The sequence below is a fragment of the Caballeronia udeis genome (genome assembly GCF_044909315.1).
Classification (GTDB): domain Bacteria; phylum Pseudomonadota; class Gammaproteobacteria; order Burkholderiales; family Burkholderiaceae; genus Caballeronia; species Caballeronia udeis_A.
The window spans coordinates 39,184-64,029 of sequence record NZ_JBIYEB010000005.1 but is presented as its reverse complement, the minus strand read 5'-3'; the positions used below and the strand labels follow the sequence as shown (position 1 = coordinate 64,029).

The following is a 24,846-nucleotide window of genomic DNA, read 5'->3' as shown; positions in this document are numbered from 1 at the left end:
CCTATGAAACCAGTTCGTGCAGCGCCGGCGGGAGAGCGAGGATCTGAACTCTACCCGGCCGCTGCGAAGTCCATCCTGCATTCGGACAACACACGAAACGCTCTGTTCGATCTGTCCTTGCTCAGCGGGTTGTTGCTTCTGTCCCTGGAGTGCACGCAGGTCGGTGGGGCTCAGTTGAACCAGTTCTGGGCATTGGCCGTGTTCGCGCTGTTGCTGGCGGGACGACGTGTCCATGTGATGGGACGCGAGGTGCTTGCTTACTTTTTATTTCTCGGCGTTGCCGTATGGCTGACACTGTTCGCGGGTTATCCGCATATCAAGGAAGTAGAGCAGATCATCAAGTTTGCACTCGTGTATCCGGTGTTCTATCTGGTTGGCCGGCAGCTTGGCCGTCATTACCTGGAGAACCCGCTGCCCTATGGGTACGTTATCTTGATCGGATTTTTTCTGTTCCAGATCGCCTTGCAAAAGTTTGATGTCCCCTACGTCTACAAGCAAGTGGAATTCATGCAGGACGCTATACACGGCTCGTTTCTGGAGCGGAACTGGTTTGCACTATTCTTTTTCGGCGCGAGTTACATGCTGTTTCTGCAGTCGGAGCGCAAGCCTTTCGATGTATCGATACTCCTTGCATTCGGGGTGGCGAATGCGTTGATAAGCGAATCGAAGACTGTGCTGATTCCTTGCGGGATTGTCCTGCTCACGCAGTTGAAAGGCTATAACAGTATCAAGCTGTTATTGCTGGCATTGGGAGGCGGGCTTTATTACTGGCGATTTGGAGGCGAGCTCTCGGGAGACATGTTGAATGTTCGCCTTGAGGAAGAACGCGGCCTGGCGTTCACCATGAGTACGGCCCTGATTGCGCAGGACTGGCTGGGTCACGGTTTTGGTTTTGTCGAAAGTTTTTTCTCTACGTCCGTGATCAGCGTCAAGGGACTGGGTGCGGGTACCAACTCCGTCTTTTCATCGCCGCTCGACTTGATGCTGATCGCGGGCATTCCAGGGCTGATCATGTGGATGGTGTTTTTCTGCGGACTGGGTCTTGGGTGGGCAACGGTGATTTGCCTCGCGCCAATAGCAGCGTGGTCAATATCGAATCCATTGCATCAGAACGAGACGGCCTATTTTCTTCTCGGTTATCTCGTATCGTGGGGACGTGACGGGACTTTCATCGCTGCTCGCGCGGTCAGGAGCGTACGCAGCCAGGCTGGACGATTCGTGTCGCCGGTGCGGGTTCGGCCGCGGGCTCGGCCGGTGCGGGTTCATGGTGAGCCGACATGAAATTCTCGCTGATCATGGCGACCCTGGGTCGCAGCAGTGAAGTCGAGCGTTTGTTCCGTTCTCTTGCGGAGCAGACCCATCGGGATTTTGAACTGATCGTGGTGGACCAGAATAACGATGACCGCGTGACTCAGGTCATCGAACGCTTCAAGGATGAGTTTCAGATTGTCTATTGTCGTTCGGAGAAAGGGTTGTCGCGTGCCCGCAATGTCGGCCTGCAAGCGGTAAGCGGAGACATTGTCGCGTTCCCGGACGATGACTGCTGGTACCCGCCACAGGTACTTGAATTCGTCGCGGACAAGTTCGGCAACGAAGCCGAACTCGCAGGTGTAACGGGGTGCAGCGTAGACGGCGGCAACAAGCCTTCACAGGGCCGCTGGTCGACGAACCCGCTCATCGTCAACCGTTACAACATCTGGACCTGTGCGACGTCCTACACGATCTTCCTGCGTACGGAATCCGTGCGTGCCGTGGGCGGGTTCGATGAACAACTTGGCGTGGGGTCGGGTTCGCGCTGGGGAGCGGGGGAGGAAGTGAACTTTCTTCTGGGCGTGCTCAATGCCGGATACAAGGTTCGTTATGAGCCGGCGCTACGCGTTTGCCATCCGGAGCCGATCACGACCTATGACGAAAAGGCTTACGCGCGCGGAAGGCTCTATAACCGCGGGTTCGGCCGGGTACTGTCATTGAATCGGTATCCGATGCATTTCGTTCTCTATGTTGCTGCCAGGCCGGCTGCTGGCTGCGTGATGTCGATTTTGCAAGGAGACCTGGGACGCGCGCGATATTACTGGATCGCCGCGACGAATCGTGTGCTCGGATGGGTTGATCAGGGATAGACATGAATAATCATTCTCGCCTCGCTGTTGCAATGCCAGCGCTCACTGTTTACGCCGATCTGCGCTGGCCCGCGAGGACCGGCATTGGTAACGTGATGACGGCATGCATGGAGCGTGCGCCGGATGAAATCAACATTGTCCCGCTGACAATCAATAGTGGCCTGGGCAGTCCCTGGTCACCCTTCGTGATTAAGCGAGCGCTTGATGATGAGGAGGACGATGGTGTGTTCTGGAGCCCCGGGTTTGTTCCCCCGGCGTTCAGCAAGCGGCCGACGGTGGTGACCGTGCATGATTTGACGCATCTGCATTTTTATTCGCGGCTGCATCGCGCTTATTACGATGTCCTGTTCAGGCGAATGTACCGGCGTTGCACTGCGGTAATTTGTGTTTCCGACTACACGCGCAACGAGTTCCTCGCGTGGTCGGGCATGCCTCACACAAAGGTGCATGTTGTGCACAACGGGGTGGACCCGGCGTACGCAAGAAATGAAGAGGCACTTGAGTCCGAAGATCCTTATGTGCTCTACCCGGGCAACCGTCGGAACTACAAGAATCTCGAACGATTGTTTACCGCCTATGCGCGCTCGTCACTTCCCGCGAAAGGAATCCACCTGATGCTGACGGGCAAGCCGGACGCAGCCCTCAAGGAATTGGCGCATGCACTCGGGATCTCGTGGCGGCTGCGCTTTGCGGGAGACGTCCCGGACGCGATGATGCCGAAGCTCTACCGGGGAGCGCTCTTCGTTGCTTTTGTATCGCTTTATGAGGGGTTCGGTTTGCCGATTCTGGAAGCCATGATGTCGCGCGTACCGGTGCTTACGTCGAACGTGTCGGCAATGCCCGAGGTGGCCGGTAATGCGGCCCTGACCGTCGATCCACGATCGGTTGCGGACATCACCAAGGCGATGAACCGGCTTGCCGAAGATCGTGTTCTGCGTGAAGAACTGATCGAGTGCGGTCGGGAACGAGCCATGCGATTCAGTTGGGATCGTTCAGCCGATGCGCTTTGGACCATTGTTGAACAAGCGTCGTTGGTAAGAAAACAATAGCTTCATTTTTCGGCCTGCTGTTTGTCCGTTGCGAGGAAGCCATGAACACTGAAGGATATTTGAATGTTGTAATCGTAAACTTTCGTACACCTGAATTGACTGTAAGGTGCGTGAAATCACTGCTCGCTCTTCGTATTGCGCGTGCGTCCGATATGGTCGTTGTCGAGAACGCTTCACCTGATGACTCTTATCACAATTTGCGCACGAACCTGCCCGATGGCGTGCGGCTTGTGCGCGCGTCCATGAACCGTGGATTTGGCGCTGGGGTCAATCTTGGTGCAGTGGCCGGGATGCGGGAAAGAATCCTTGTCCTCAACCCTGATACCTACTTTGTCGACAACAGCATAGAGAAGGCGCTGGCCGTTCTGGATGCAGCACCGGACGTCGCCATGGTCGGTCTGGACCTGACCTATCCGGACGGCGTGCGGCAGTACTCGGGACGCCGCTTCTATAGCCTCCTGGATATCATCGGGCGGCGCACGCCGCTCGGTAAGCTGAGGTCGCTTGAACGCCGTGTCAAACGCCACATGATGATCGAAGCCTGGATCCCCGGTGTGCCTTTCGACGCGGACTGGGTGATGGGTACGGGGTTCATCGTAAAGCGCTATGTTTATGAGGAACTGGGCGGCATGGACGAGCGCTATTTCCTCTACATGGAAGACGTCGATCTGTGTGCGCGCGTGTGGAATTCCGGGTACCGGATCGCCTGTGTGCCAGGGGCACGGCTGATGCACGACCATCAGCGGCAATCAGCCGGCGGGCCGCTGTCGCGTGCGGGCCGCTATCACTTGCAGAGCCTGCTGCGCTTCCGTAACAAGTTCCACTTGCCACTCTCGATGCCGCCGAGCATCGAGGGCGTCAAGAGGTAACCCGATGGGCGTTGTCATACTGCTATCTCCCGGGGCAATGCTGGAGCGCGCGCATCCGCCGCGCGCCGGCGGACCTCTATTGCTTCGGGCGTTGCTCGTGATGTCGGTCCTGGCCATGACTTGCCTGAGCGGCCAGGCGTTTGCCGCGACGCTGATCGTCAACGGGGATTTCGCGCAAGGCAAGACGGGCTGGTGGGGCGAGCAGTTCTCCATTGTCTCCGATGCAAAGTACGGCAACGCACTAGAGGTGCAGTCGGGTTACGCCGCCCAGGACAAGATCGCCGTGCAGGCGGGCCGGCGTTATCGAATCAGCTTGAACATGCGTACGGTCGATACACCGCCAAAGGCAGCGTTCGTTCAGGTGAGCTTCCGCGGCCCTGGGGTCGATCCGGGCTGGAGAGGAGTCGACTCAGTCCAGCAGCCTTGGGGAACCGAACCGGCGCTGGCCGTGAACAGCGGCGTTAGCGATGGATGGAACAGTTCCAGCGTTGTCGTGCAGGCGCCCGAAGGCGCGAACCAGATGATCCTGTATCTGCGCAAGGCGAAGGGACAATCCGGTGCCGCACGATTCAGCAGGGTGAGTGTTTCCACGACCGATGACGCCGTGACGACCGCGGACGCATTGCAAGGCGCGCAGATGCGGATGAAACTCTTGCCCGCTCCCATTGAAGCCGGAAAACGAGAGGCGTTGCTCGCCGGGATCATCAAGTCAGGCGGTCCGCCCGCACGGACGCTGACGCTAGCGGATCACGGCGCCACCCGCTACCACGTGCAGGTCGGCGCGCTTGCGGACGCCATGACCCTGCAAGCTGCCAGCGATCTTGCCGATTACCTGAAACGTATGACCGGCAGCAATGTTGGAAGGCTTGCTGACGACAACGCGCCGCAGGCGGGACCGTCTATTGTCATTGGCCTCGACAACCGGCTCGCTCGTGCGCTGTGTCCCTCGGCCGTCTTTGACACGCTAGGGCCGGACGGATTTGTGCTGTGTACCTCGGGTGAGAACCTCGTGATCGCGGGCGCAACACCGCGCGGCACCCTGTACGGCGTGAACTGGTTTCTCGATCGGGTGCTTGGCGTGAAATGGCTTGCTCCCGATGCGACCTATGTGCCCTCGCGGCCGACGTTGCAAATAGATGCGCCTCATGACCGGCAGGTTCCACGCTTCGCTTATCGCGAGGTGCTCAGTTGGGAGGGGCAGGACAAGGCGTTCCGTGCGCACAACTTGCTGAACGGCGAGTCTCATGGGCCGTCGTTTGCACCTACGCCGCCCGAGCTTGATGATTGGGATCACAGCTGGCTGACGAAGGGCGGCGATGCGTCGTTCTGGGACTTGCTGCCGCGAGACAAGTACTTGAAGAGTCACCCGGAATGGTACGCGGGTGGCCAGGTCGCAATGATGAATGCCGATGTTCGCCGGGTCATGGCGGAACAGATCGTCGAGCGGCTCAAGGCCTTGCCCGACTATAGAAAGGTCTGGTTCGGGATCCACGACATGGACTGGGGCTGGGACATGGACGCGGACAGCCGCAAGTTCGCTGACCGGCACGGCGGCAATCCGTCAGCACCTTTGGTCGACATGGTCGAGGACGTGGCCAGGCAGGTAAGAGCGGTGATGCCGGGCGCCCGGTTTGCCTTCAATGCTTATCACTGGGGATTTGCGCCACCGGCCGGCATGGTGTTGCCGGACTACATCCTCGTGTATCCGATGACCATCCAGGTGGACTACAGCACGCCGCTGAATCTTGGCCGCAACGTGCAGCTGGGCCGAGGCCTCGCTGGTTGGAGCGCGATGGCGAAACACATGCTCGTGTGGGACCACGTGACGAATTTCGCCGGCTTCCTGCAGCCCACGCCGAACATCTATCCGATCGGCGCGAGCATCAAGTGGCTGGCGACACTCCCGAGCGTTTCCGGATACTTCGCGGAAGGGAGCTGGACGACGCCCGGTGCAGAGTTCGCCAGCCTGAGGGTCTGGATGATAGGACGTCTGCTATGGGATCCGCGGCAGGACGTGCACGAGCTCGTGAGCGAATATTGCCGCGACTATTTCGGAGCGGCAGCGCCGCAACTGCTGGCGTATATCGACTTGATGCATGCGGCATTGGCTGCGAGCGGGGATGTCCTCTCCGAACAGACACCCGTGGACATGAAGATGTATTCCCCGCAATTCGTCGCACAGGCGGACAAGCTGTTCGACAACGCAGAGCAGGCGGTAGCGGATGCCCCATCGTTGTTGGCACGCGTGCGACAGGCTCGCATGCCGCTCGATTTCGTGATCCTTGTGCGTCGACGCGAGTACCAGGATGCACACGCGGTTCCTGGATGGCAGCTGGATTATGCGAAGCGAATTGCGCGCTTCAACGAGACCGTGCAGCGCACACATGTGTCGGCGTATCGCCAGGAAGGTGATCTCGATGGCCTCAATCAACTACTCGCCATCGAGCGTCGTGCTGCTACTCCGCCTGCACAGAGTGCGGGACTGCCGGCTGCGGACTGGAGCGATATCCAGGACCTCAACCTGAATATCTATAGTTCAGCGCGGATTGTCGCGGACGCGGCAGCCTCTGACGGGGCGGCGATACGCATGCCCGGCGACTCCTCGGTGTGGGCGGTCCAGCTTAAATTCGACAAGCTGCCCCGTGAGGGCAAGTGGGATCTGTTCGTGGACGTACGTGTCGCGGGAGCCGCGGGAGGGGGTAGCGTGCGGGTCGGCTCGTATCCGCCTATGGACCGCTTCAAGCAGGTGTCCGCGAGCACGTTGAACCAGGGAACCTACCAGTCGATCCCGGTGCCCGGCGGCCCGTTCGTTTTTGAATCGGATCATGAGAAGGGTGTGTATGTGCAGGCAGTCGACATGAAGGCGGGCGACGCGGTGTTTGTGGACCGCATCGTCGCGGTACGTCACAAGTGACGGACCGGTTCTCAGAAACGACTCCGACAGGTGAAGCATGAAGACTCATTCGGCTGTAGCAACGAACGAACATCGAGTGCTCTATTCCGGTTTCCGCTGGGACCATCATGACGAGGTCTCGGGGTATCACCACGTGGTGGCGTCGAGCACGGACTACGTTGACGGTGGTGCTTTATGGGGCGGCCACAGCCCAATAGGATCGCGTTCGCGCAGAGTCAATTTCCTGCTGATCGACGTGCTGACGATCGTGCGTTCGTTGCGTTACCGATCCGTGCTTTTGTTCTATCCGGAACAGACGGGTTATTTCTCGGCGCCGATCTTGCGAATGCTCGGCAAGCAAGTGATCTACGTGGTGCATCTGGGCGAGGACTATTGGCTTGAGCGGGACGATTCCCTGTTCCTCAAACTCAAGCGCTTCAATCTCCGCTTTGTGAGCAAATTCATTACGTTGACCCAGCAGCAGAAGGCTGTTTTTGACGATCATTTCCCGGGCAAGGTAGTGCGGATTCCGCATGGCACCTGGTGCCGGGTTCGTAACAATACCGGGCCGTCCGCCAGCGACGGAAAACTGCATCTGACTGTGGTGGGCGACACCTATCGCGACTACGCGCTGCTGGCGCGGATCATCGAGTTTTTTCTCCATCACAACCCGAGGGTGGTGTTTGATCTGGTGGGGATGAAATACGAGAAGCTTGGCGAGAGCCAACGAGCGGCCAATGTTGTTTGTCATGGCCGCCTGAACAGCCGGCAGTACCAGGAGATTATCGAGAATTCGCTATTTCTGCTGTTGCCGCTGAAGTTCGCCACCGCGAACAATGCCTTGCTTGAGGGACTGGTCGCCGGGGTCCCGGTTATCTGCAGCAATACGCACGGCGTCCGCGAATATCTGCCCCCGGGGGACTACGTGTTCGATTCGATCGAGGACCTGGCCCTGAAGGTGCAGCACAGGAGCGAGATGACACAAACCGAGCGGACCGCGGAAGGCGACAGGCTCTCATCGTTTGTGAAGGAAAACTATTCGTGGGATGTGATTCGTAACAAGGTGATCGACTATTGCCTGGTGTAGGCGAGTCGACTCGAGTGGACTCGAAAAGCAATGCTTGGCCCATGTTTGCAGGTTTATAGCCTTCCCTGAACGAACCGGGACGACCCAAAAGGAATGAGATGATATTAGTGACAGGCGGTGCGGGGTTTATCGGCTCCAACTTTGTGCTCGACTGGCTGCGAGGCTCAAGCGAGGCCGTACTCAACGTCGACAAGCTGACGTACGCCGGCAATCTCGGCACGCTTGAATCATTGAGCGATAACGCCAGGCACGTCTTTGTGCGTGCGGACATTTGCGAGCGCGCCGCGATGGAAGCGTTGCTGGTCGAACACAAACCGCGCGCCATACTGCACTTCGCCGCTGAAAGTCATGTGGATCGATCGATTCATGGTCCGACCGACTTCGTGCAAACCAATGTAGTGGGTACCTTCACGCTGCTTGAAACCGCACGCGCCTACTGGAACACGTTACCCGCCGCTCAAAAGTCGGCGTTCCGATTCCTGCACGTGTCGACCGACGAAGTGTTCGGATCGCTTTCGGCCGACGATCCACCGTTCTCCGAAACAACGGCCTACGCGCCGAATAGTCCCTATTCCGCGACGAAGGCCGGGTCCGATCATCTCGTGCGCGCGTATCACCACACCTATGGCCTGCCGGTCCTCACGACCAACTGTTCGAATAACTACGGACCGTATCAGTTTCCCGAAAAACTGATTCCGCTGATGATCGCCAACGCACTCGCCGGCAAGCCGCTGCCTGTGTATGGCGACGGCAACAACGTGCGCGACTGGCTTTATGTTGGTGATCATTGCGCCGCGATTCGCCGCGTACTGGCAGATGGCAAGCCGGGCGAAACGTACAACATCGGCGGCTGGAACGAGAAGAAGAATCTCGACGTCGTGAACGCCCTGTGCGATCTGCTTGATACCTTGAGGCCGAAGGGACAGGGTCTGTATCGCGAACAGATTACCTACGTAAAGGATCGTCTGGGTCACGACCGGCGTTACGCAATCGATGCTCGCAAGATTGAGCGCGAACTCGGCTGGAAGCCCGCGGAAACCTTCGAGACCGGCCTGGCCAGGACGGTTCGATGGTATCTCCACAACCAGGCGTGGGTAGACGAGGTCGCTTCTGGCGAATACCAGAAGTGGGTAGAGGACAACTATGCAGTGCGCGTGTGATAACCAAAAGGACTGACGATGGCACGAAAAGGCATCATTCTCGCCGGCGGTTCGGGAACGCGACTTTACCCGATCACGACGGTCGTATCGAAGCAGCTATTGCCCGTGTACGACAAGCCCATGATCTACTATCCGCTAACAACGCTGATGATAGCGGGCATTCGCGACGTGCTGATCGTATCCACGCCGCAAGACACGCCGCGTTTCGAATCAATGCTCGGCGACGGCAGTAATTGGGGAATGAATATCCAGTACGCGGTGCAACCATCACCTGACGGCTTGGCGCAGGCATTCATCATTGGCAGGCAATTCATTGGGAACGATCCGTCCGCGCTCATCCTCGGCGACAATATCTTCTACGGTCATGATCTCGGCGCGCAGCTTGCCAGCGCCAATCTGCGCAGTGATCGCGCTACCGTGTTCGCGTACCACGTGCAGGATCCGGAACGTTATGGCGTGGTCGAGTTCGACAGTGAGTTCCGCGCCTTGTCGATCGAAGAAAAACCACTCAAGCCGCGGTCGAACTACGCGGTGACGGGACTCTATTTCTACGACAACAACGTGTGCGCAGTCGCGGCCGATGTCAAACCTTCGCCGCGCGGCGAACTTGAAATAACCGATGTGAACTTGCACTACCTGGAACAGCGCAAGCTTGATGTCGAGATCATGGGCCGGGGTTATGCATGGCTCGATACAGGCACGCACGACTCCCTGATCGAAGCGGCCACTTTCATTGCGACGTTGCAGCGGCGTCAGGGCCTGGTGGTCGCATGCCCGGAAGAGATTGCGTACCGCCGCAACTGGATCGATGAGGAGCAACTGCTCAGGCTGGCCAGCACGCTGTCGAAGAATGCGTACGGCCAATATCTGCTCAACCTTTCCAAGGATCAGGTCGCATGGCAATCCACGTAACTGCTACCGCGCTGCCCGAGGTCAAGCTCATTGAGCCGAAGGTTTTCGGCGACGCGCGGGGCTACTTCTATGAAAGCTTCAATGGCCGCGAGTTTGCGGAGAAAGTGGCGCCGGACGTCGAGTTCGTGCAGGACAACCATTCGCGCTCGGCGCGCGGCGTGTTGCGTGGCCTGCATTATCAGATCGAGCATGCGCAGGGAAAACTGGTTCGGGTGGTGGAGGGCGAGGTCTTCGACGTCGCCGTCGACATTCGAAAGCGGTCGGCCAATTTTGGCAAATGGGTCGGAGTGAAGCTGTCGGCAGAGAACCGCAGGCAACTCTGGGTTCCACCGGGGTTTGCGCACGGCTTCCTGGTGCTGTCGGAGTCGGCCCAGTTTTTATACAAGACTACTGATTATTGGTATTCGGATTACGAGCGCAGCATCTTATGGAACGATCCCGAGATCGGTATCGAGTGGCCGCTGGAAATTGAGCCGTTGCTTGCGGCAAAGGACGTCGCGGGAAAGCGACTTGTCGAGGCCGAGCACTTCGCATGAGAACCATTCAATGAATAATCGCGGGCAGCACACGATTTTACTGACTGGTGTAAACGGTCAGGTCGGGTTTGAGCTGGAGCGCAGTCTCCAGGGCCTCGGCCGCGTTGTGGCGTTTGATCGGGGCAGCCTCGATCTTGCGGACCTCGACCAGGTGCGACAGGTCGTGCGCGACGTGAGGCCCGCTTTGATCGTGAACCCGGCGGCGCATACAGCGGTCGACCGAGCCGAGAGCGAGCCGGATGCAGCCATGCAATTGAACGCGTACGCGCCGGAGGTGTTGGCGAATGAGGCAAAACGTCTTGGGGCGCTACTGGTTCATTACTCTACTGACTATGTCTTCGATGGGACAAAGGACGGCGCTTACGTAGAGGACGATCCTGTTAATCCGCAGAACGCTTACGGCAGGAGCAAACTGGCAGGCGAACAGGCGATTGTGGCGTCAGGATGCGCGCATCTCATCTTTCGAACCAGCTGGGTGTACGGGGCGCGAGGAAAGAACTTCCTCCAGACCATGTTGCGGTTGGGTGCCGAGCGGGATGAGCTAAGTATTGTGTCCGATCAGATTGGCGCGCCCACCTGGTCGAACACGATTTCGGCGCTGACGTCGAACGTGTTGTCGGAGGTGCTCGCCGGGGACATGGACTGGTGGGGGCAGGACTCCGGCATCTATCACCTGACGGCTTCCGGTTCAACTTCATGGTATGGCTTTGCCGAGGCAATCTTCGAGCGATCAACGCTGCGGCGAAAGCCCAAGCTTAAGCCGACCACGACGGAATCTTATCCGACCCCTGCAGCGCGGCCTGCCAATTCGCGGCTATCGAATCAGAAATTATTCAAGACGTTCGGTGTAAGGGCGCCAAACTGGGATGAGGCGCTGGATCTCTGCATGGAGTCGCGCATCTACAGAAGGGAAGTGCATCCTGTCACTTGACACGCTGCCATTGAGCGCATGGCAGCGGCCCGAAGTTGCTAGAGAGGCACGTGCTCGGTCGACTTGGTGCAGCGCGTTGAATCTTCAATTGCACCGGGGTCATTCGAGTTGACCAGTTGACCATCACACAACCAGGGACGTCTCACGTCTCCTGCGTTGTACTATCGGCTAATGTCGGCTAACGGGATCTTGCCATGAATATCGATAAACTTTCCCGCGATCCGGAATCGCTTTTTGTTGCGTTGAATTTGCAACAGGACGCGTTGGAAGCCATTTCGTTAATACTAACGGCGGCTTGCGATCTTAATGATGGACCGGCACTTGACAGTGATGAAGCCATTTCCCTAAAGGCAAGACATCGGGATGTTCTATGGCAGGCGTGTGCCGCTGCATTGCAGGTATGTCGCAACACGCCGCAGAGAGTGCTGGACGCGCTTCAGCCAGGCAAAGCGTCTCCCGGGTAAAATTCCGCTGTCCGTTGCTCGGCATTTTTATTCGCTCGTTTTATAGAAAATCTCAGCACCACGCCCACGCCCGGACGATCAAAGGCGCTCCGAATTTCGCCAGATCCACGCAACGGGCGGGAAACAAACGCCTTCGATCGTATTCATGTAGTTGCTTGATCATCCTCACGGTCCTGGATGTCTTCAAAACATTGTCCAATTTGACCCGGGCGTGAGCTTGGCGGGATATAAGCGCTTTTATCGACTCACCGGTGGAATAGCTGAAGCATCGGCTTGATGCTTTTCGGCCGCCAGGGCGCTCGCGTGTACGTTTTCCGGAGCACGGCGGGCAAAAACCTACAGCGCACGGCAACCGCACACACCATGGTCGCCATGGCTAAAAGTCATGCACGGACGTAATGCCTTTGACCTAAAAAGGCAATATTCATGATGTGCGCAGGCCTGGATAATCCAGCGACGGATAAAGCGCTCACTCGCTGGATTTTCAGGAGGCAATTGCATGACAGGCAGTACCCCGCAGCAGTCTGTTTCAGGCCGTACTCAACCGGCCAGCATCACGGTTCGCGACGCCGTGATCGATTTCATGCGGCGCGTGGGAATGACCTCGGTATTTGCGAATCCGGGGTCGACAGAGTTACCGATGTTCCGCGATTTCCCCGCTGATCTCCGCTACGTGCTCGGACTTCAGGAAGCCGTTGTAGTCGGCATGGCCGACGGTTATGCGCAGGCAACCGGGAACGCAACGCTCGTGAATTTGCATTCGGCAGCGGGTGTCGGCAACGCAATGGGCAATATCTTCACGGCGTTTCGCAACCGCACGCCGATCGTCGTGACCGCCGGGCAACAGGCCCGTTCCATTCTTCCATTCGATCCGTTCCTCGCGTCAACGCACGCAACCGAGTTGCCCAAACCTTATGTGAAATGGAGCATTGAACCGGCGCGCGCCGCTGATGTGCCGCTGGCAATCGCGCGGGCTTATCACATCGCGATGCAGGAGCCGCGCGGCCCCGTGTTCGTCTCCATTCCTGCCGACGACTGGGATCAACCGGCGGACCATGTGCCGCCAAGCGACGTCAGCACGGTGGTGCGCCCCGATCCGGTCATGCTGGCGCGCATGGGTGACGCACTCGACCTATGCGCGCGGCCGGCGTTGGTTGTAGGTGGCGGCGTGGACCGCGCAGGCGCGGTGGACGAAGTGGTGCGCCTCGCGGAACGTCATCAGGCACGCGTTTTTGTGGCGCCCATGTCCGGACGCTGCAGCTTTCCCGAAGACCATCGGCTATTCGCCGGCTTCCTTCCCGCCATGCGCGAGAAGATCGTCGAGATACTCGGCGGCCACGATCTCATCTGCGTGCTCGGAGCTCCGGCATTCACCTATCACGTTGAAGGCAGCGGTCCTCACGTTCCGCCGGGCGCGCAACTATTCCAGCTTGTCGATGACCCTGGCGTGGCTGCCTGGACTCCGACGGGTACCGCTACGGTTGGCAATATCAGGCTCGGCGTCAAGGACTTGCTGGCGCGGCCTGCACCCCGGACGCGTCCGCTGCCGGGGCCTCGCCGTGCGCCTCCACGCGCTGAGGCTTCTCCGCTGATGTCGGTGGCATTCGTACTTCAGACGCTTGCCGAAATACGCGACCCGGCGGATGTCGTGGTTGAAGAAGCGCCGAGTGCGCGGCCGGTGATGCAGGAATACCTGCCGTTTACCCGCAGCGGCACGTTCCTGACCATGGAGAGCGGCGGGCTGGGATACGGCATGCCTGCAGCAGTGGGCGTCGCGCTCGCCAAGCCGGGTACCCGCGTAATCGCGCTGATCGGCGACGGCTCCAGCATGTACTCGATCCAGGCGATATGGAGCGCGGTACAGCTTGGCCTGCCTGTCACCTTCGTCATCCTTAACAATTCCCGGTATGCGGCGTTGCAGGACTTCGCTCCGGTGTTTGGTTTCGCGCCGACCGATCCGGTACAGGGAACCGATCTCCCTGGTCTCGATTTCGTCACGCTGGCGGCCGGCATGGGATGCCGCGGCGTTGCGGTCAGGGAGGCCGCCCGGCTGAAGGACGTATTGAACGAAGCGTTGCACACTCGCAGGCCGATGCTTGTTGAAGTCATCGTGGCTTAGCGCCTGTGACGCAGTGCCCCCTGCTTACATAAAATCACCAGGAGACAGACGATGAAAACCATTGCCATGCTGATCAACGGCGAGGCGGTACACGCGAGCAACGGCGCGACCTTCGAGCGCAGGAATCCGCTGGACGGCGAAGTCGCCACGTGTGCTCCGGCGGCTTCAGTGGCTGACGCGCTGGCCGCGGTAGACGCCGCAGGCAGGGCATTCCCAGCGTGGTCTGCGCTTGGGCCGAGTGAGCGGCGCACGTTGTTGATGCGTGCCGTACAGGCCCTCGAAGGAAAGCACGACGCCTTCGTGGCGGCCATGGCGGTGGAAACCGGGTCGTCGGCTATCTGGGCCGGGTTTAACGTGCATCTGGCCGCTTCCGGACTCATGGAGGCCGCAGCGCTCACCACGCAGATAGCCGGCGAAGTGATTCCCTCCGACATACCCGGCAGCCTCGCAATGGGCGTGCGGCAACCCGCGGGCGTGGTGCTCGGCATCGCGCCGTGGAATGCGCCGGTAATCCTTGCGGTTCGCGCTATCGCGCTGCCGCTCGCGTGCGGCAACACGGTGGTTCTCAAAGGGTCGGAGATATGTCCGGCAACCCACGGCCTGATCGTCGAGGCCCTGCAGGAGGCGGGGCTGCCCGCAGGCGTGGTGAACTTCGTGACGAACGCTCCCGCGGACGCCGGCCCGATCGTTGAGGCCATGATTGCTCACCCGAAAGTGCGGCGCGTCAACTTCACGGGTTCGACCCGGGTTGGCAAGGTGATTGCTGCAAGCTGCGCAAAGTACCTCAAGCCAGTGGTCCTGGAACTGGGCGGCAAGGCGCCGTTGCTCGTGCTGGACGATGCCGATCTCGATGCCGCTGTCGACGCTGCCGTGTTCGGTGCGTTCGCCAATTCGGGGCAAATTTGCATGTCGACGGAACGTATTGTCGTGGATCGCAAGGTGGCCGACGCGTTCGTCAAGCGGCTCGCCGCCCGGGCGGTCGAACTGCCGCTGGGTGATCCGCGCAACGGACCGGTCGTGCTCGGCTCGGTTGTCGACATGAGCACGGTTGCGCGATGCAATGCATTGATTGACGATGCGCTCGCGAAAGGCGCAACGCTGCTATGCGGAGGCAAGGCCGACAGCACGCTGATGCCGGCCACGTTGCTGGATCACGTAAGCGCTGACATGCGGATCTATCACGACGAATCGTTCGGACCGGTCAAAGGGATCGTGCGCGTGGATGGCGACGAAGAGGCTATTGCCTGCGCCAACGACAATGAATTCGGTTTGTCTTCAGCGGTGTTCAGCCGTGATGTCGCCCGCGCGATGAATGTCGCCAGACGCATTGAGTCGGGTATCTGTCACATCAACGGTCCGACGGTACATGACGAAGCGCAGATGCCTTTTGGCGGCGTCAAGGGAAGCGGATTCGGTCACTTTGGCGGCAGGGCGGGTATTGCGGAGTTCACCGATCTGCGCTGGATCACCGTGCAGACGACGCCGCGCCATTACCCGTTCTGATCTTGTGGTCAGGGCTTTGGTGAGTGCGCGCGATTGCCTAAATGATAAAGAGTCCTTGGCATATTGATAAAAACCCGTAGCACGTCCAGAAGGTCATGCAGGAAGGTCATGACTTTTACGCTAATCGGCAATATCAAAAGAGCGAGCCGCACTTACATAATTCGCTGAAGAAAATAAAGATGCGCAGGGACAACCCGCGCATGAACAGGAGACAGTCATATGCCCAGCTACGTCCCTCCCGCTGTGTTCACGGGGTCCGCGCAGACGGAGCTCGATCAGGCGATGGAGTTGCAGGACACGAGCGAGACCGTGGACATTGGGAGCGTGCTCGACGACGGTCCGTTCACTACGTTCCAGAAACTCATTGTGCTGTTGGCGGCGCTGTCGATCATTGTCGATGGTTTCGACAGCCAGTTGATCGGTTTTGCCATTCCCGTGTTGATCAAGGAGTGGGGTATAGCGCGTAATGCGTTTGCGCCGGTGGTTGCCGCAGGACTGATCGGCATGGGAATAGGCAGTGCCTGCGCCGGTTTGTTCGCGGATCGTTTTGGCCGGCGCTGGGCGGTGATCGGCAGCGTGCTGGTCTTTGGCGTGGCGACTTGCGCGATCAGCCTCGCCCCGAACCTTGCGGTGATTGGTGCGCTGCGTTTCATCGCCGGACTGGGAATAGGCGGAGCGTTGCCGACGTCCACCACGTTGACGGCGGAATATACGCCGGCGCGCTTGCGCACCGTCGCGGTCACCGTCACGATCCTTTGTGTTCCTCTCGGTGGAATGGTCGCAGGGCTGTTCGCCAGCGTGATCCTGCCGGCTTACGGCTGGCGTGCGTTGTTTCTGACGGGTGGGGTGCTGCCGCTGGTGCTTGCCGTGCTGCTGCTGTTCGCGCTGCCTGAGTCGCCTCGCTTCCTGTCGCGTCGCCCGCATCGCTGGGCCGAACTGGTGACGCTCCTGGGCCGCATGTCGCGCCCGGTCGCGAAGGATGCACGCTTCACCGACATACGCGAGCGTGATTCAGAAAAGCACGTGGGATTCACCGCGCTGTTCAAGGACGGCCGCGCGCTGGACACCGTGGCTATCTGGTCTGCGTTCTTCATGTGTTTGCTGGCCGTCTATGCCGCGTTTAGCTGGCTGCCGACCATGCTGACCAACGAGGGTTTGTCAGTGCAGTTCGCCGGCTACGGGTTGACGGCCTACAACCTCGGCGGTGCGATCGGGGCGTTGGCGTGCGCGGTCACCATCGCACGATTCGGTTCGCGCTGGCCGCTGATCATCTGCTGCTTCGGCGCCGCCGCCAGCGCGTGGCTGCTGCTGACGGTGGACGTCTCCCGGCACGTTAGCGTGCTGATGTTCGGACTCTTTACCCACGGCCTGTTTGTCAACGCGGTGCAGTCCACCATGTATGCGCTGTGCGCCTATGTGTACCCGACAGGGGTGCGTGCGACCGGAACGGCTTCGGCGCTGGCATTCGGGCGGATAGGCGCGATTGTCAGCGCGTTCGCCGGCGCCGCGGTCATTACCGCCGGCGGCGCGTCGTCGTACCTCGTGATGCTGGGAGCGGCAATGGCGGTGGTGTTGATTGCGCTTGCGCTCGTTCGGCGACACATACCCAGTGCAATCCGGTAGGACGCTGGAGATACTTTCATCAAACGGTCCAGTACGGGGTTGAGTGATTCTCATTCCCGCACGCCCCTGATTTAACAGGTCGAGCGGTGGGATTCGGGTCTATAAAAATTTAAAGTAATTAGCATACCTATTAAGTTATTAAATGAAATTGGGAACAAGACGATTTAAACCAGGAGGTCGAGTGCGCAATGCGCTTGACTGTCGTCGGAACAAGACTATTCAACCTGCATTCCAAGGGGCAGGTCAGGGGACTCGGAGATCATGAAATACAAAACGGCATTAGTAGGAGCACTTCTCGGCATCAGCGCGACCGCGTCTTTCGCGCAAAGCAACGTGACGTTGTACGGGATTATCGATACGGGTGTCGAGTTTGTCACCCATGCCGATGCATCGGGCGACAGCGTGGTACGGATGCCCGGCGTGACAGGAGAACTGCCGTCACGATGGGGCATACGCGGCAACGAGGACCTTGGCGGCGGATGGTCGGCCGTCTTTACATTGGAGAGCGGCTTCAATACGAAAGCCGGAACGCTGAACCAGGGCGGCCGCCTGTTCGGCAGACAAGCGTTGGTCGGTTTCACAGGACCGTATGGCAGCCTGACGTTCGGGCGTCAGTACACGATGACTTACTGGGCCATCCTTGACGCCGATCTGCTCGGCCCGGATATCTATGGCGGCACGGGTTCCTTCGACCAGTATCTGCCCAGCGCCCGCAGCGACAACACTGTGGTCTACAAGGGAACCTTCGGGGGCCTGACGGCAGGCGCGACCTATTCCTTCGGACGTGATTCGGCCGGTACGGGCAATTCACCGGGGCAGGGTACGTGTGTGGGCTCGGTTCCGGGCAGCCCTCAAACCTGCCGCGAGTGGTCCGCCATGCTGCGGTATGACTGGAGCGGTTTCGGCGCTGCCGCAGCCTACGACGAACAGCGCGGCGGCCCGGGGGCATCGGCGAACCTGTTCGACGGTACGCCCACGTTCGCGCTGACCAACCCGGGCGACAAGGATATCCGCATGCAGTTGAACGGCTACGGAGCGATCGGGAAACTGAAGATTGGGGGCGGCTGGCTGGGGCGAAGAGTGGAGACCGTTTCGTCCGCGACGCCCAACGTGAGGTCGGACCAGTTTTACCTGACGGCTGCATATCCGGTTACACCGGCGTTCCTGGTGGATGGCGGGATCTACCGGATCGTCAATCGGCAGGACGACACGCGCGGCACGATCGAGGTGCTGCGTACGACCTATTTCTTGTCGAAGAGCACGGCTGTGTATCTGCAGGGCGCCTATCTGGCGAACAGCGCGAAAGCCGCCTATACGGTGAGTCAGGGTGGCGGCGGCACGACGCCTGCCGCGGGCGCGGGGCAACTCGGTGTCATGGCGGGATTGCGGCACAGTTTCTAGGTGCCCGAATCCAACGATAAAGACGTGGTTCCTAAGGGCCAGTTCAATAATCACTGGCCCTTTTCACATAAACGCGCCTCCGTTTCCCCAGGACATAACGTGCACTGCGTCTTAAGCGTTTTATTTTCCGGAAAATCCGTGAATCTCCATTAATTTTCCATTTTTTTAACGTGCACCATAAAGTTGCCAGGCGCGCTGGGGCACGCGGCGAACCGAATGAACGATGACAACAGTTGCAAGAAGGCCAGTCATTCCCGCGCTAACCGGCGTTCGCTTCCTGGCGGCGTTGAGCGTAGCGCTCTATCACTTGTCGCCTGATATTGCAGTGTCGCTAGGGATTTCGCCATTTTATTTCTACGATAATTCGGGCGATCCCGTCGAACTATTCTTCATTCTTTCGGGATTTATTCTCACCTACACCCATCCGGAAATGAGCGGGGCAGAGGCGCCTGCCGTACGACAGTTCTATTTCTCCCGGTTCGCAAAAATATACCCAATCTATTTATTAGGCTGGCTCGCATTTGCACCGCTGGTGTATTCGAATCTTGCGGCCTTGCACGGACACTCGGCGGGTCTGTACGCGCGGCTGGCATTTTACGGCGTGATTTCCCTCGCGCTGTTGCAAGCGTGGACGCCTGCCACCGCTAACGCGTGGAACACACCGGGATGGTCGCTCTCCGCGGAAGCGGTTTTCTACGCGTCGTTTCCCTTCCTGTTTGCGTTCCTGAAAAATCGCAGCGTAGGCGTGTTGTTGAGCCTGATCGGGGCATGCTGGTTGTTTTCGGTCATCCCCACGTTGACGCTTTCGTTCCTGCCACCGTCATTGGGACAGGCGTACTGGTTGCGAGAGCTGGTCAACTTCACACCGGTGCTTCGGATAGGCGAGTTTATCGCCGGCATATGCATGGCGCGTCTTTACCTCAGCCAGGGCACGGCCAAATTCTTTATCTTCGATGTGGCCGCTTTCGCGGCTTTGGTTGCAGCGGTTGCAGTCATCGTGCTGGCGAATCACGTGTTGGCCAAGGCGTTGCTGTTCCCCGCCTTTATCTTGCTCCTCTACTTTCTGGCACGCGCGAAAGGGCTGCTTAGCGGCTGGCTTGGGAGCAAGCCCATGGTGCTGCTCGGGGAGGCGAGCTTCGCGTTCTACGTACTGCATGTGCCGCTCTTCAGATACGCAAAGATGCTCTTTCCGAGCGTCGCCACGGCTCCCGCGCCATTCCTGGGGTTCTTGCTCGTGCTAACGGCCGTATCGATTTTCAGTTTCCTGTGGATTGAGAAGCCTCTGTGCGCGTACCTTCGCAAAGCCTATAAGACCAAGCGCTCATCGCATCCAATCCGGCAGCCTGAGCCCGCGCACTAGGTGTCGGATCTCCGTTGCCTTGGCTTGCCCGCTAACGCCGCGCGGCTCAAGGCTGGCCGGCCCCATTCTTGGCGCTTACGTCACCACTTGCCAAGCCGTCATCGACGCGTTACCTGGGCGCTACGAGGACGTAGTAAACGCAAGAAGCTATAGTGCGGTTGAACTGTTCGTCCGTCGTGTCACTTCCGCGAACCATCATTCGCGCTGACGGAAAAGTACGCCGTGCAGGTCACGACGTTATGCAGAGCGTTCAACGGAATTCCACTGGCATTGGAGATCGCTGCAGCTCGCGTGCCGTCGCTGGGTCTCGCAGCGGTCACCGCGGACGAAGCAGCTGACAACGTTCATTGGCCCACGTGATAGCGCCCCGGTTACAAAAGCGCTTTGCCGACCCGATCCCGACGCGATTGTGCACCGGGCGTCCCGCTGGAAATCAGCGGTTCTGCTTTGATCGATATCAGAAAATCTTCGTTGGTCGGATTTATCGGCTTGTTTAGACTCCATTTCATCTTGTCATAACAAGTTGAAATGACTGCACCCACTGCCACTTTGCTGCCGCTGTCAGCAGCCCCGCTCTATGCCCGGCTAAAGGAAGTGCTACGCGCCCGCATTCTTGACGGGACGTACCCTCCGCATGGGCAGATGCCATCCGAGCACGAGCTCTGCGCAATGTTCGAGGTCAGCCGCATCACTGTTCGCCAGGCACTCGGCGACCTGCAGAAAGAGGGCTTGCTGTTCAAGATTCACGGCAAGGGAACGTTCGTTTCCAAGCCGAAAGCCTTTCAGAATGTGACGTCGCTGCAAGGCTTTGCGGAGGCGATGTCGTCGATGGGATATGAAATCGTCAACCAGTTGCGCACCTTCAAGGTGGTCAAGGCCGACCGCCACGTGGCAACTCGTCTGAATATTGCCGAGGGCACGGGGGTAGTTGAAATCCATCGGGTGCGGATGCTCAACCGTGCACCCGTCTCGCTGGAAATCACTTACGTACCCGAGCTGCTCGAAAAGCGCCTCGCGAATGCCGACCTCGTGACCCGCGACATCTTTCTGATCCTTGAGAACGACTGCGGACTCTCGCTCGGTCACGCCGACGTATCGATCGACGCAATCCTTGCCGACGACGAAATCGCCGCCGCGCTGCAAGTGGAGGAGGGCAGTCCGGTGCTGCGGATCGAACGCCTCACCCACTGCGCCGACGGCACGCCGATCGACTATGAATACCTTTATTTTCGCGGCGATGCGTTCCAGTACCGGATGCGTATCGACCGGGAAAAGAAACGCAGGAATGCGAGGAAAGCGCCATGAATACACATGTTCTCGAATACGACGTCGTGGTCGTAGGGGGCGGCACGGCCGGGCCCATGGCCGCGGTGAAAGCAAAGGAACGCGATCCCTCGCTCAGGGTGTTGCTGCTGGAGAAAGCAAACGTCAAGCGCAGCGGCGCAATCTCCATGGGCATGGATGGACTCAACAACGCGATTGTTCCCGGGCACGCCACGCCCGAGCAATACACGCGGGAGATCACCATAGCAAACGACGGCATTGTCGATCAGTCGGCGGTGTACGCCTACGCACGGCATAGCTTCAAGACGATCGAGGAGCTGGATCGCTGGGGGGTGAAATTCGAGAAGGACAGCACCGGTGACTACGCTGTAAAGAAGGTGCATCACATGGGTTCCTACGTGCTGCCCATGCCGGAAGGGCACAGCATCAAGAAGGTGCTTTATCGCCAGCTCAAGCGCTCCCGTGTCGCCATCACCAACCGGATTGTCGCAACCCGGCTTCTGACCGATGCAACCGGACGCGTCTGCGGCGTAATGGGTTTCGACTGCCGCACCGCCGACTTTTATGTTGTGCGCGCCAAGGCCGTGATCCTGAGTTGCGGCGCCGCGGGCCGGCTGGGCCTGCCGGCATCGGGCTACCTGATGGGCACGTATGAAAACCCGACCAATGCCGGTGACGGCTACGCCATGGCGTATCACGCCGGCGCCGCGCTTTCCAACCTCGAATGTTTCCAGGTCAACCCTCTGATCAAGGACTACAACGGTCCGGCGTGCGCTTATGTGACCGGACCGCTTGGCGGCTTCACGGCGAACGGCAAGGGCGAGCGCTTCATTGAATGCGACTACTGGAGCGGTCAGATGATGTGGGAGTTTTACCAGGAACTGCAAAGCGGCAATGGGCCGGTGTTCCTGAAGCTCGATCATCTGGCGGAGGAGACGATCAAGACGATCGAAGACATCCTGCATACCAACGAGCGTCCCAGCCGTGGGCGTTTCCATGCGGGGCGAGGCACCGATTACCGGCAGCAGATGATTGAGATGCACATTTCGGAGATTGGCTTTTGCAGTGGTCATAGCGCCTCCGGTGTCTATGTCAACGAGCGTGCGGAAACCACGGTGGCGGGTTTATATGCGGCGGGTGACATGGCTGCGGTGCCGCACAACTACATGCTGGGCGCGTTCACTTACGGCTGGTTCGCGGGATGGAACGCAGCCGGCGAAGTCGCGGGCCGCGAGTTTTCGCCGCTCGACGATGAACAGATAGCGGCAGAGCGCCAACGCATCTACGCACCGCTCGAACGCGAATCCGGGCTTGCCCCGGCGCAGGTCGAATACAAGTTGCGGCGCATGGTGAACGACTATCTGCAGCCGCCCAAGGTCACACGAAAGATGGAGATCGGCCTGCAGCGGTTTGAAGAAATCGGCGCGGATATTGACGGGATGAAAGCCGACAATCCGCACGAACTCATGCGCGCGGCGGAGGTCCGGGCCATCCGGGACTGCGCGGAGATGGCCGCACGTGCGTCTCTATTCAGGACTGAAAGCCGGTGGGGGCTTTACCACCATCGGGTGGATTATCCGCAGCGTAACGACAACGAATGGTTCTGCCATACGCACCTCTTCAAGGATCAGTTCGGCGGGATGACGAGCGCGAAACGTCCGGTCGAACCCTACGTGCTTCCGCTCGATAACGACGAAAGCCACGCCTATCAAAAGCTGCGCATTGGCGAGCGTGAATCCGCGCCTGCAGCCGTGCCGGAATCTGCCTGAGCGAGCCTCCATGTCCTATACGCCTCATGAAATTTTTCAGCGCAGCACGGCGCCCGTCACCGTTGACGAAGACAAGTGCATCGCCGACAAGGGCTGCACCGTCTGTGTGGATGTGTGTCCGCTCGACCTGCTGGCGATCGATCTCTCCAAAGGCAAGGCCTACATGAAGTTCGACGAATGCTGGTACTGCATGCCGTGCGAACAGGATTGCCCGACCGGTGCGGTCAAGGTCGAGATTCCTTATTTGCTGCGCTGACGCGACGTTCAGATTCGCGACGCACCAACTATCTACTCGGGGTTGAGCAATGAACATTCGAAAACTGATTCGGGCTTCCACGGCGTTGGCCTTCTTGATGGGGGCGTTGAGCGCCGCGCAAGCAGAAACGATCCGCGTGGCTATCGGCACGCAGGACACCACGATCAACTGCGCAACCGGCGGCCTCATGATCCGGGAGCTGCATCTGCTGGATAAATATCTTCCTCACGACGGTAAATACAAGGACGTCCAGTATGACATCCAGTGGAAAGACTTCACCTCGGGTGCACCCCTGACTAACGAAATGGTGGCGGGCAAGCTCGACTTCGGTGCGATGGCCGATTTCCCGGGCACACTCAACGCGGCGGCATTCAAGAAAGCCGGTAAGCGGAGCGAGTTCATCACGGTGCTGTCGGGCAGTACCGAAGGCAGCGGTAATGGGATTGTTGTCCCGACCGGGTCACCGATTCATTCCCTGGCCGACCTGAAGGGCAAGACCATCTCGGTGCCGTTCGCATCGACTGCGCATAGCATGCTGCTGCGCGCGATCAAGGCGCAAGGCTGGGACCCGGAGACCGACGTCAACATCATCACGCAAGCGCCGGAAGTGGCGGGCAGTGCGCTCAAGGCGCACAAGATTGATGCGCATGCCGACTTCGTGCCGTTCGCCGACCTGTTTCCGTATCGCGGCTTCGCGACCAAGATCTATGACGGTTCGCAAAGCCACGCGCCAACCTTTCATGGCGCGCTTGTAGACGCAGACTACGCGAAGAAGTACCCCGAGATTGTTGTTGCGTATTTGCGGGCAACCATCGAAGCAAATCGGCTGATGGCACAGGATCCGGAAAAATACAGCCTGCTGATCGAGAAAGTGACCGGCATTGAAGCGCCGGTCGATTACCTGTATCACGGGCCGCTCGGCTTGCAGACCCGCGACCTGACCTGGAAGCCGGAGTATCGCCAGGCAGTGGCAAGCGCGATCGACACACTCAAGCTGCTGAAGAAGACGGACGTCGAGCTCGATGCGAACAGCATCATTGACGACCGCTTTATTCGCGAGGCGTTCAAGCAGTCCGGCCTCGACTATGACGCCGCGCTCAGGAACCACGCGAAGCAGCCGTTGATGGCCAATGACGCGCAAACAGGCAAGCAAATCACCAACTTCAACGACGTCGCCCAGGTGTGGGTCGAAGGCGAAGACCGCGTTCGCACTTACGCGCAGCCGCAGGAAGCTTTCGGCGCGCAAGACGCATTGACGAAACAGGGCAAGACCGTGCGCGCGGTGTTTGTGCAGGATCACACGAGCGGGCTGAAGCTGTTGGGGGCCCAAGCCTGGTATGTCCGCTCCGGCAACGGGCAGATTGCAGCCTTCCTGCTGCGCGCCAGTGCGGATGATTACGCAAAAAAGGTCAGCGGCAATGTCTCGGACTATGCATCGGTTCGCGCTGATGCGGCTCAGGCTGTGGCTGCACGCTGACGTGCGGCGGGTTCAACGCCTTCTATAGGAACT

At 59.2% G+C, this 24,846-nt stretch carries 20 protein-coding genes; all 20 read left to right on the top strand.

Translation table 11 applies throughout. The annotated features are described in order from the left end of the window. The first annotated feature begins 3 nt into the window (after positions 1 to 3). The 20 genes from ABH944_RS09815 (at position 4) to ABH944_RS09720 (ending at position 24,813) form a co-directional block, all read left to right on the top strand. The gene (locus ABH944_RS09815) at positions 4 to 1,281 is read left to right on the top strand and encodes a hypothetical protein (RefSeq protein ID WP_404606570.1); all 1,278 of its coding nucleotides are present in this window, start codon (positions 4 to 6) and stop codon (positions 1,279 to 1,281) included. Continuing rightward, positions 1,278 to 2,120, top strand: a complete 843-nt coding sequence (locus ABH944_RS09810) for a glycosyltransferase family 2 protein (protein WP_404606568.1) — start codon at positions 1,278 to 1,280, stop codon at positions 2,118 to 2,120. The genes ABH944_RS09815 and ABH944_RS09810 overlap by 4 nt, the downstream gene beginning before the upstream one ends. 2 nt (positions 2,121 to 2,122) lie before the next feature. Next, entirely contained in the window at positions 2,123 to 3,169 is a 1,047-nt protein-coding gene (locus ABH944_RS09805; RefSeq protein ID WP_404606566.1) for a glycosyltransferase family 4 protein, read from the top strand. Positions 3,170 to 3,210: 41 nt separating this feature from the next. Beyond that, the gene (locus tag ABH944_RS09800; RefSeq protein ID WP_404606564.1) at positions 3,211 to 4,038 is read left to right on the top strand and encodes a glycosyltransferase family 2 protein; all 828 of its coding nucleotides are present in this window, start codon (positions 3,211 to 3,213) and stop codon (positions 4,036 to 4,038) included. A 4-nt stretch (positions 4,039 to 4,042) separates the two neighbouring features. Continuing rightward, the gene (locus tag ABH944_RS09795) at positions 4,043 to 6,952 is read left to right on the top strand and encodes a DUF4838 domain-containing protein (RefSeq protein WP_404606562.1); all 2,910 of its coding nucleotides are present in this window, start codon (positions 4,043 to 4,045) and stop codon (positions 6,950 to 6,952) included. 37 nt (positions 6,953 to 6,989) lie between these two features. Beyond that, positions 6,990 to 8,018: a glycosyltransferase gene (locus ABH944_RS09790; RefSeq protein ID WP_404606560.1), complete on the top strand. Its 1,029-nt coding sequence runs from the start codon at positions 6,990 to 6,992 to the stop codon at positions 8,016 to 8,018. 98 nt (positions 8,019 to 8,116) lie between these two features. Next, the gene (gene rfbB / locus ABH944_RS09785; protein WP_404606559.1) at positions 8,117 to 9,178 is read left to right on the top strand and encodes a dTDP-glucose 4,6-dehydratase; all 1,062 of its coding nucleotides are present in this window, start codon (positions 8,117 to 8,119) and stop codon (positions 9,176 to 9,178) included. A gap of 18 nt (positions 9,179 to 9,196) precedes the next feature. Then, positions 9,197 to 10,090 (top strand): glucose-1-phosphate thymidylyltransferase RfbA, encoded by an 894-nt coding sequence (gene rfbA, locus ABH944_RS09780; protein ID WP_404606558.1) that lies wholly within the window; start codon positions 9,197 to 9,199, stop codon positions 10,088 to 10,090. Then, a complete protein-coding gene (gene rfbC, locus ABH944_RS09775; protein WP_404606556.1) occupies positions 10,075 to 10,626 on the top strand; it encodes a dTDP-4-dehydrorhamnose 3,5-epimerase in 552 nt (183 codons plus the stop codon). The genes rfbA and rfbC overlap by 16 nt, the downstream gene beginning before the upstream one ends. Before the next feature lie 10 nt (positions 10,627 to 10,636). After that, positions 10,637 to 11,557, top strand: a complete 921-nt coding sequence (rfbD, locus tag ABH944_RS09770; protein ID WP_404606554.1) for a dTDP-4-dehydrorhamnose reductase — start codon at positions 10,637 to 10,639, stop codon at positions 11,555 to 11,557. Positions 11,558 to 11,751: 194 nt separating this feature from the next. Continuing rightward, on the top strand, positions 11,752 to 12,021 hold the full coding sequence (locus ABH944_RS09765) for a hypothetical protein (RefSeq protein ID WP_404606552.1): 270 nt from the start codon (positions 11,752 to 11,754) through the stop codon (positions 12,019 to 12,021). 499 nt (positions 12,022 to 12,520) lie between these two features. Continuing rightward, on the top strand, positions 12,521 to 14,140 hold the full coding sequence (gene mdlC / locus ABH944_RS09760) for a benzoylformate decarboxylase (protein ID WP_404606551.1): 1,620 nt from the start codon (positions 12,521 to 12,523) through the stop codon (positions 14,138 to 14,140). Between the two features lie 51 nt (positions 14,141 to 14,191). Then, positions 14,192 to 15,643: an aldehyde dehydrogenase gene (locus tag ABH944_RS09755; RefSeq protein ID WP_404606549.1), complete on the top strand. Its 1,452-nt coding sequence runs from the start codon at positions 14,192 to 14,194 to the stop codon at positions 15,641 to 15,643. A 282-nt stretch (positions 15,644 to 15,925) separates the two neighbouring features. Continuing rightward, complete coding sequence (locus tag ABH944_RS09750) at positions 15,926 to 17,266, top strand: MFS transporter (RefSeq protein ID WP_404606945.1); 1,341 nt, start codon at positions 15,926 to 15,928, stop codon at positions 17,264 to 17,266. A gap of 261 nt (positions 17,267 to 17,527) precedes the next feature. Then, positions 17,528 to 18,667 carry a porin gene (locus ABH944_RS09745; RefSeq protein ID WP_404606548.1) on the top strand — a complete coding sequence of 380 codons (1,140 nt, stop codon included), beginning with the start codon at positions 17,528 to 17,530 and terminating at the stop codon, positions 18,665 to 18,667. 223 nt (positions 18,668 to 18,890) lie between these two features. Beyond that, positions 18,891 to 20,027: an acyltransferase family protein gene (locus ABH944_RS09740; protein WP_404606547.1), complete on the top strand. Its 1,137-nt coding sequence runs from the start codon at positions 18,891 to 18,893 to the stop codon at positions 20,025 to 20,027. A gap of 528 nt (positions 20,028 to 20,555) precedes the next feature. After that, positions 20,556 to 21,332 carry a GntR family transcriptional regulator gene (locus ABH944_RS09735; protein ID WP_404606545.1) on the top strand — a complete coding sequence of 259 codons (777 nt, stop codon included), beginning with the start codon at positions 20,556 to 20,558 and terminating at the stop codon, positions 21,330 to 21,332. Continuing rightward, positions 21,329 to 23,080 (top strand): fumarate reductase/succinate dehydrogenase flavoprotein subunit, encoded by a 1,752-nt coding sequence (locus ABH944_RS09730; RefSeq protein ID WP_404606543.1) that lies wholly within the window; start codon positions 21,329 to 21,331, stop codon positions 23,078 to 23,080. The genes ABH944_RS09735 and ABH944_RS09730 overlap by 4 nt, the downstream gene beginning before the upstream one ends. A 10-nt stretch (positions 23,081 to 23,090) precedes the next feature. Next, positions 23,091 to 23,336, top strand: a complete 246-nt coding sequence (locus tag ABH944_RS09725; RefSeq protein WP_404606542.1) for a 4Fe-4S dicluster domain-containing protein — start codon at positions 23,091 to 23,093, stop codon at positions 23,334 to 23,336. A 49-nt stretch (positions 23,337 to 23,385) separates the two neighbouring features. Next, complete coding sequence (locus ABH944_RS09720; protein ID WP_404606540.1) at positions 23,386 to 24,813, top strand: ABC transporter substrate-binding protein; 1,428 nt, start codon at positions 23,386 to 23,388, stop codon at positions 24,811 to 24,813. Positions 24,814 to 24,846 lie beyond the last annotated feature (33 nt).

Bases quoted from the DNA above. Each gene is read 5' to 3' on its own strand.
- ABH944_RS09795 (WP_404606562.1), top strand. From the start codon at position 4,043: ATGGGCGTTGTCATACTGCTATCTCCCGGGGCAATGCTGGAGCGCGCG.
- mdlC (WP_404606551.1), top strand. From the start codon at position 12,521: ATGACAGGCAGTACCCCGCAGCAGTCTGTTTCAGGCCGTACTCAACCG.
- ABH944_RS09740 (WP_404606547.1), top strand. From the start codon at position 18,891: ATGACAACAGTTGCAAGAAGGCCAGTCATTCCCGCGCTAACCGGCGTT.
- rfbC (WP_404606556.1), top strand. From the start codon at position 10,075: ATGGCAATCCACGTAACTGCTACCGCGCTGCCCGAGGTCAAGCTCATT.
- ABH944_RS09805 (WP_404606566.1), top strand. From the start codon at position 2,123: ATGAATAATCATTCTCGCCTCGCTGTTGCAATGCCAGCGCTCACTGTT.
- ABH944_RS09755 (WP_404606549.1), top strand. From the start codon at position 14,192: ATGAAAACCATTGCCATGCTGATCAACGGCGAGGCGGTACACGCGAGC.
- ABH944_RS09745 (WP_404606548.1), top strand. From the start codon at position 17,528: ATGAAATACAAAACGGCATTAGTAGGAGCACTTCTCGGCATCAGCGCG.
- rfbB (WP_404606559.1), top strand. From the start codon at position 8,117: ATGATATTAGTGACAGGCGGTGCGGGGTTTATCGGCTCCAACTTTGTG.
- rfbD (WP_404606554.1), top strand. From the start codon at position 10,637: ATGAATAATCGCGGGCAGCACACGATTTTACTGACTGGTGTAAACGGT.
- ABH944_RS09730 (WP_404606543.1), top strand. From the start codon at position 21,329: ATGAATACACATGTTCTCGAATACGACGTCGTGGTCGTAGGGGGCGGC.
- ABH944_RS09725 (WP_404606542.1), top strand. From the start codon at position 23,091: ATGTCCTATACGCCTCATGAAATTTTTCAGCGCAGCACGGCGCCCGTC.
- ABH944_RS09800 (WP_404606564.1), top strand. From the start codon at position 3,211: ATGAACACTGAAGGATATTTGAATGTTGTAATCGTAAACTTTCGTACA.
- rfbA (WP_404606558.1), top strand. From the start codon at position 9,197: ATGGCACGAAAAGGCATCATTCTCGCCGGCGGTTCGGGAACGCGACTT.
- ABH944_RS09765 (WP_404606552.1), top strand. From the start codon at position 11,752: ATGAATATCGATAAACTTTCCCGCGATCCGGAATCGCTTTTTGTTGCG.
- ABH944_RS09720 (WP_404606540.1), top strand. From the start codon at position 23,386: ATGAACATTCGAAAACTGATTCGGGCTTCCACGGCGTTGGCCTTCTTG.
- ABH944_RS09735 (WP_404606545.1), top strand. From the start codon at position 20,556: ATGACTGCACCCACTGCCACTTTGCTGCCGCTGTCAGCAGCCCCGCTC.
- ABH944_RS09750 (WP_404606945.1), top strand. From the start codon at position 15,926: ATGGAGTTGCAGGACACGAGCGAGACCGTGGACATTGGGAGCGTGCTC.
- ABH944_RS09815 (WP_404606570.1), top strand. From the start codon at position 4: ATGAAACCAGTTCGTGCAGCGCCGGCGGGAGAGCGAGGATCTGAACTC.
- ABH944_RS09790 (WP_404606560.1), top strand. From the start codon at position 6,990: ATGAAGACTCATTCGGCTGTAGCAACGAACGAACATCGAGTGCTCTAT.
- ABH944_RS09810 (WP_404606568.1), top strand. From the start codon at position 1,278: ATGAAATTCTCGCTGATCATGGCGACCCTGGGTCGCAGCAGTGAAGTC.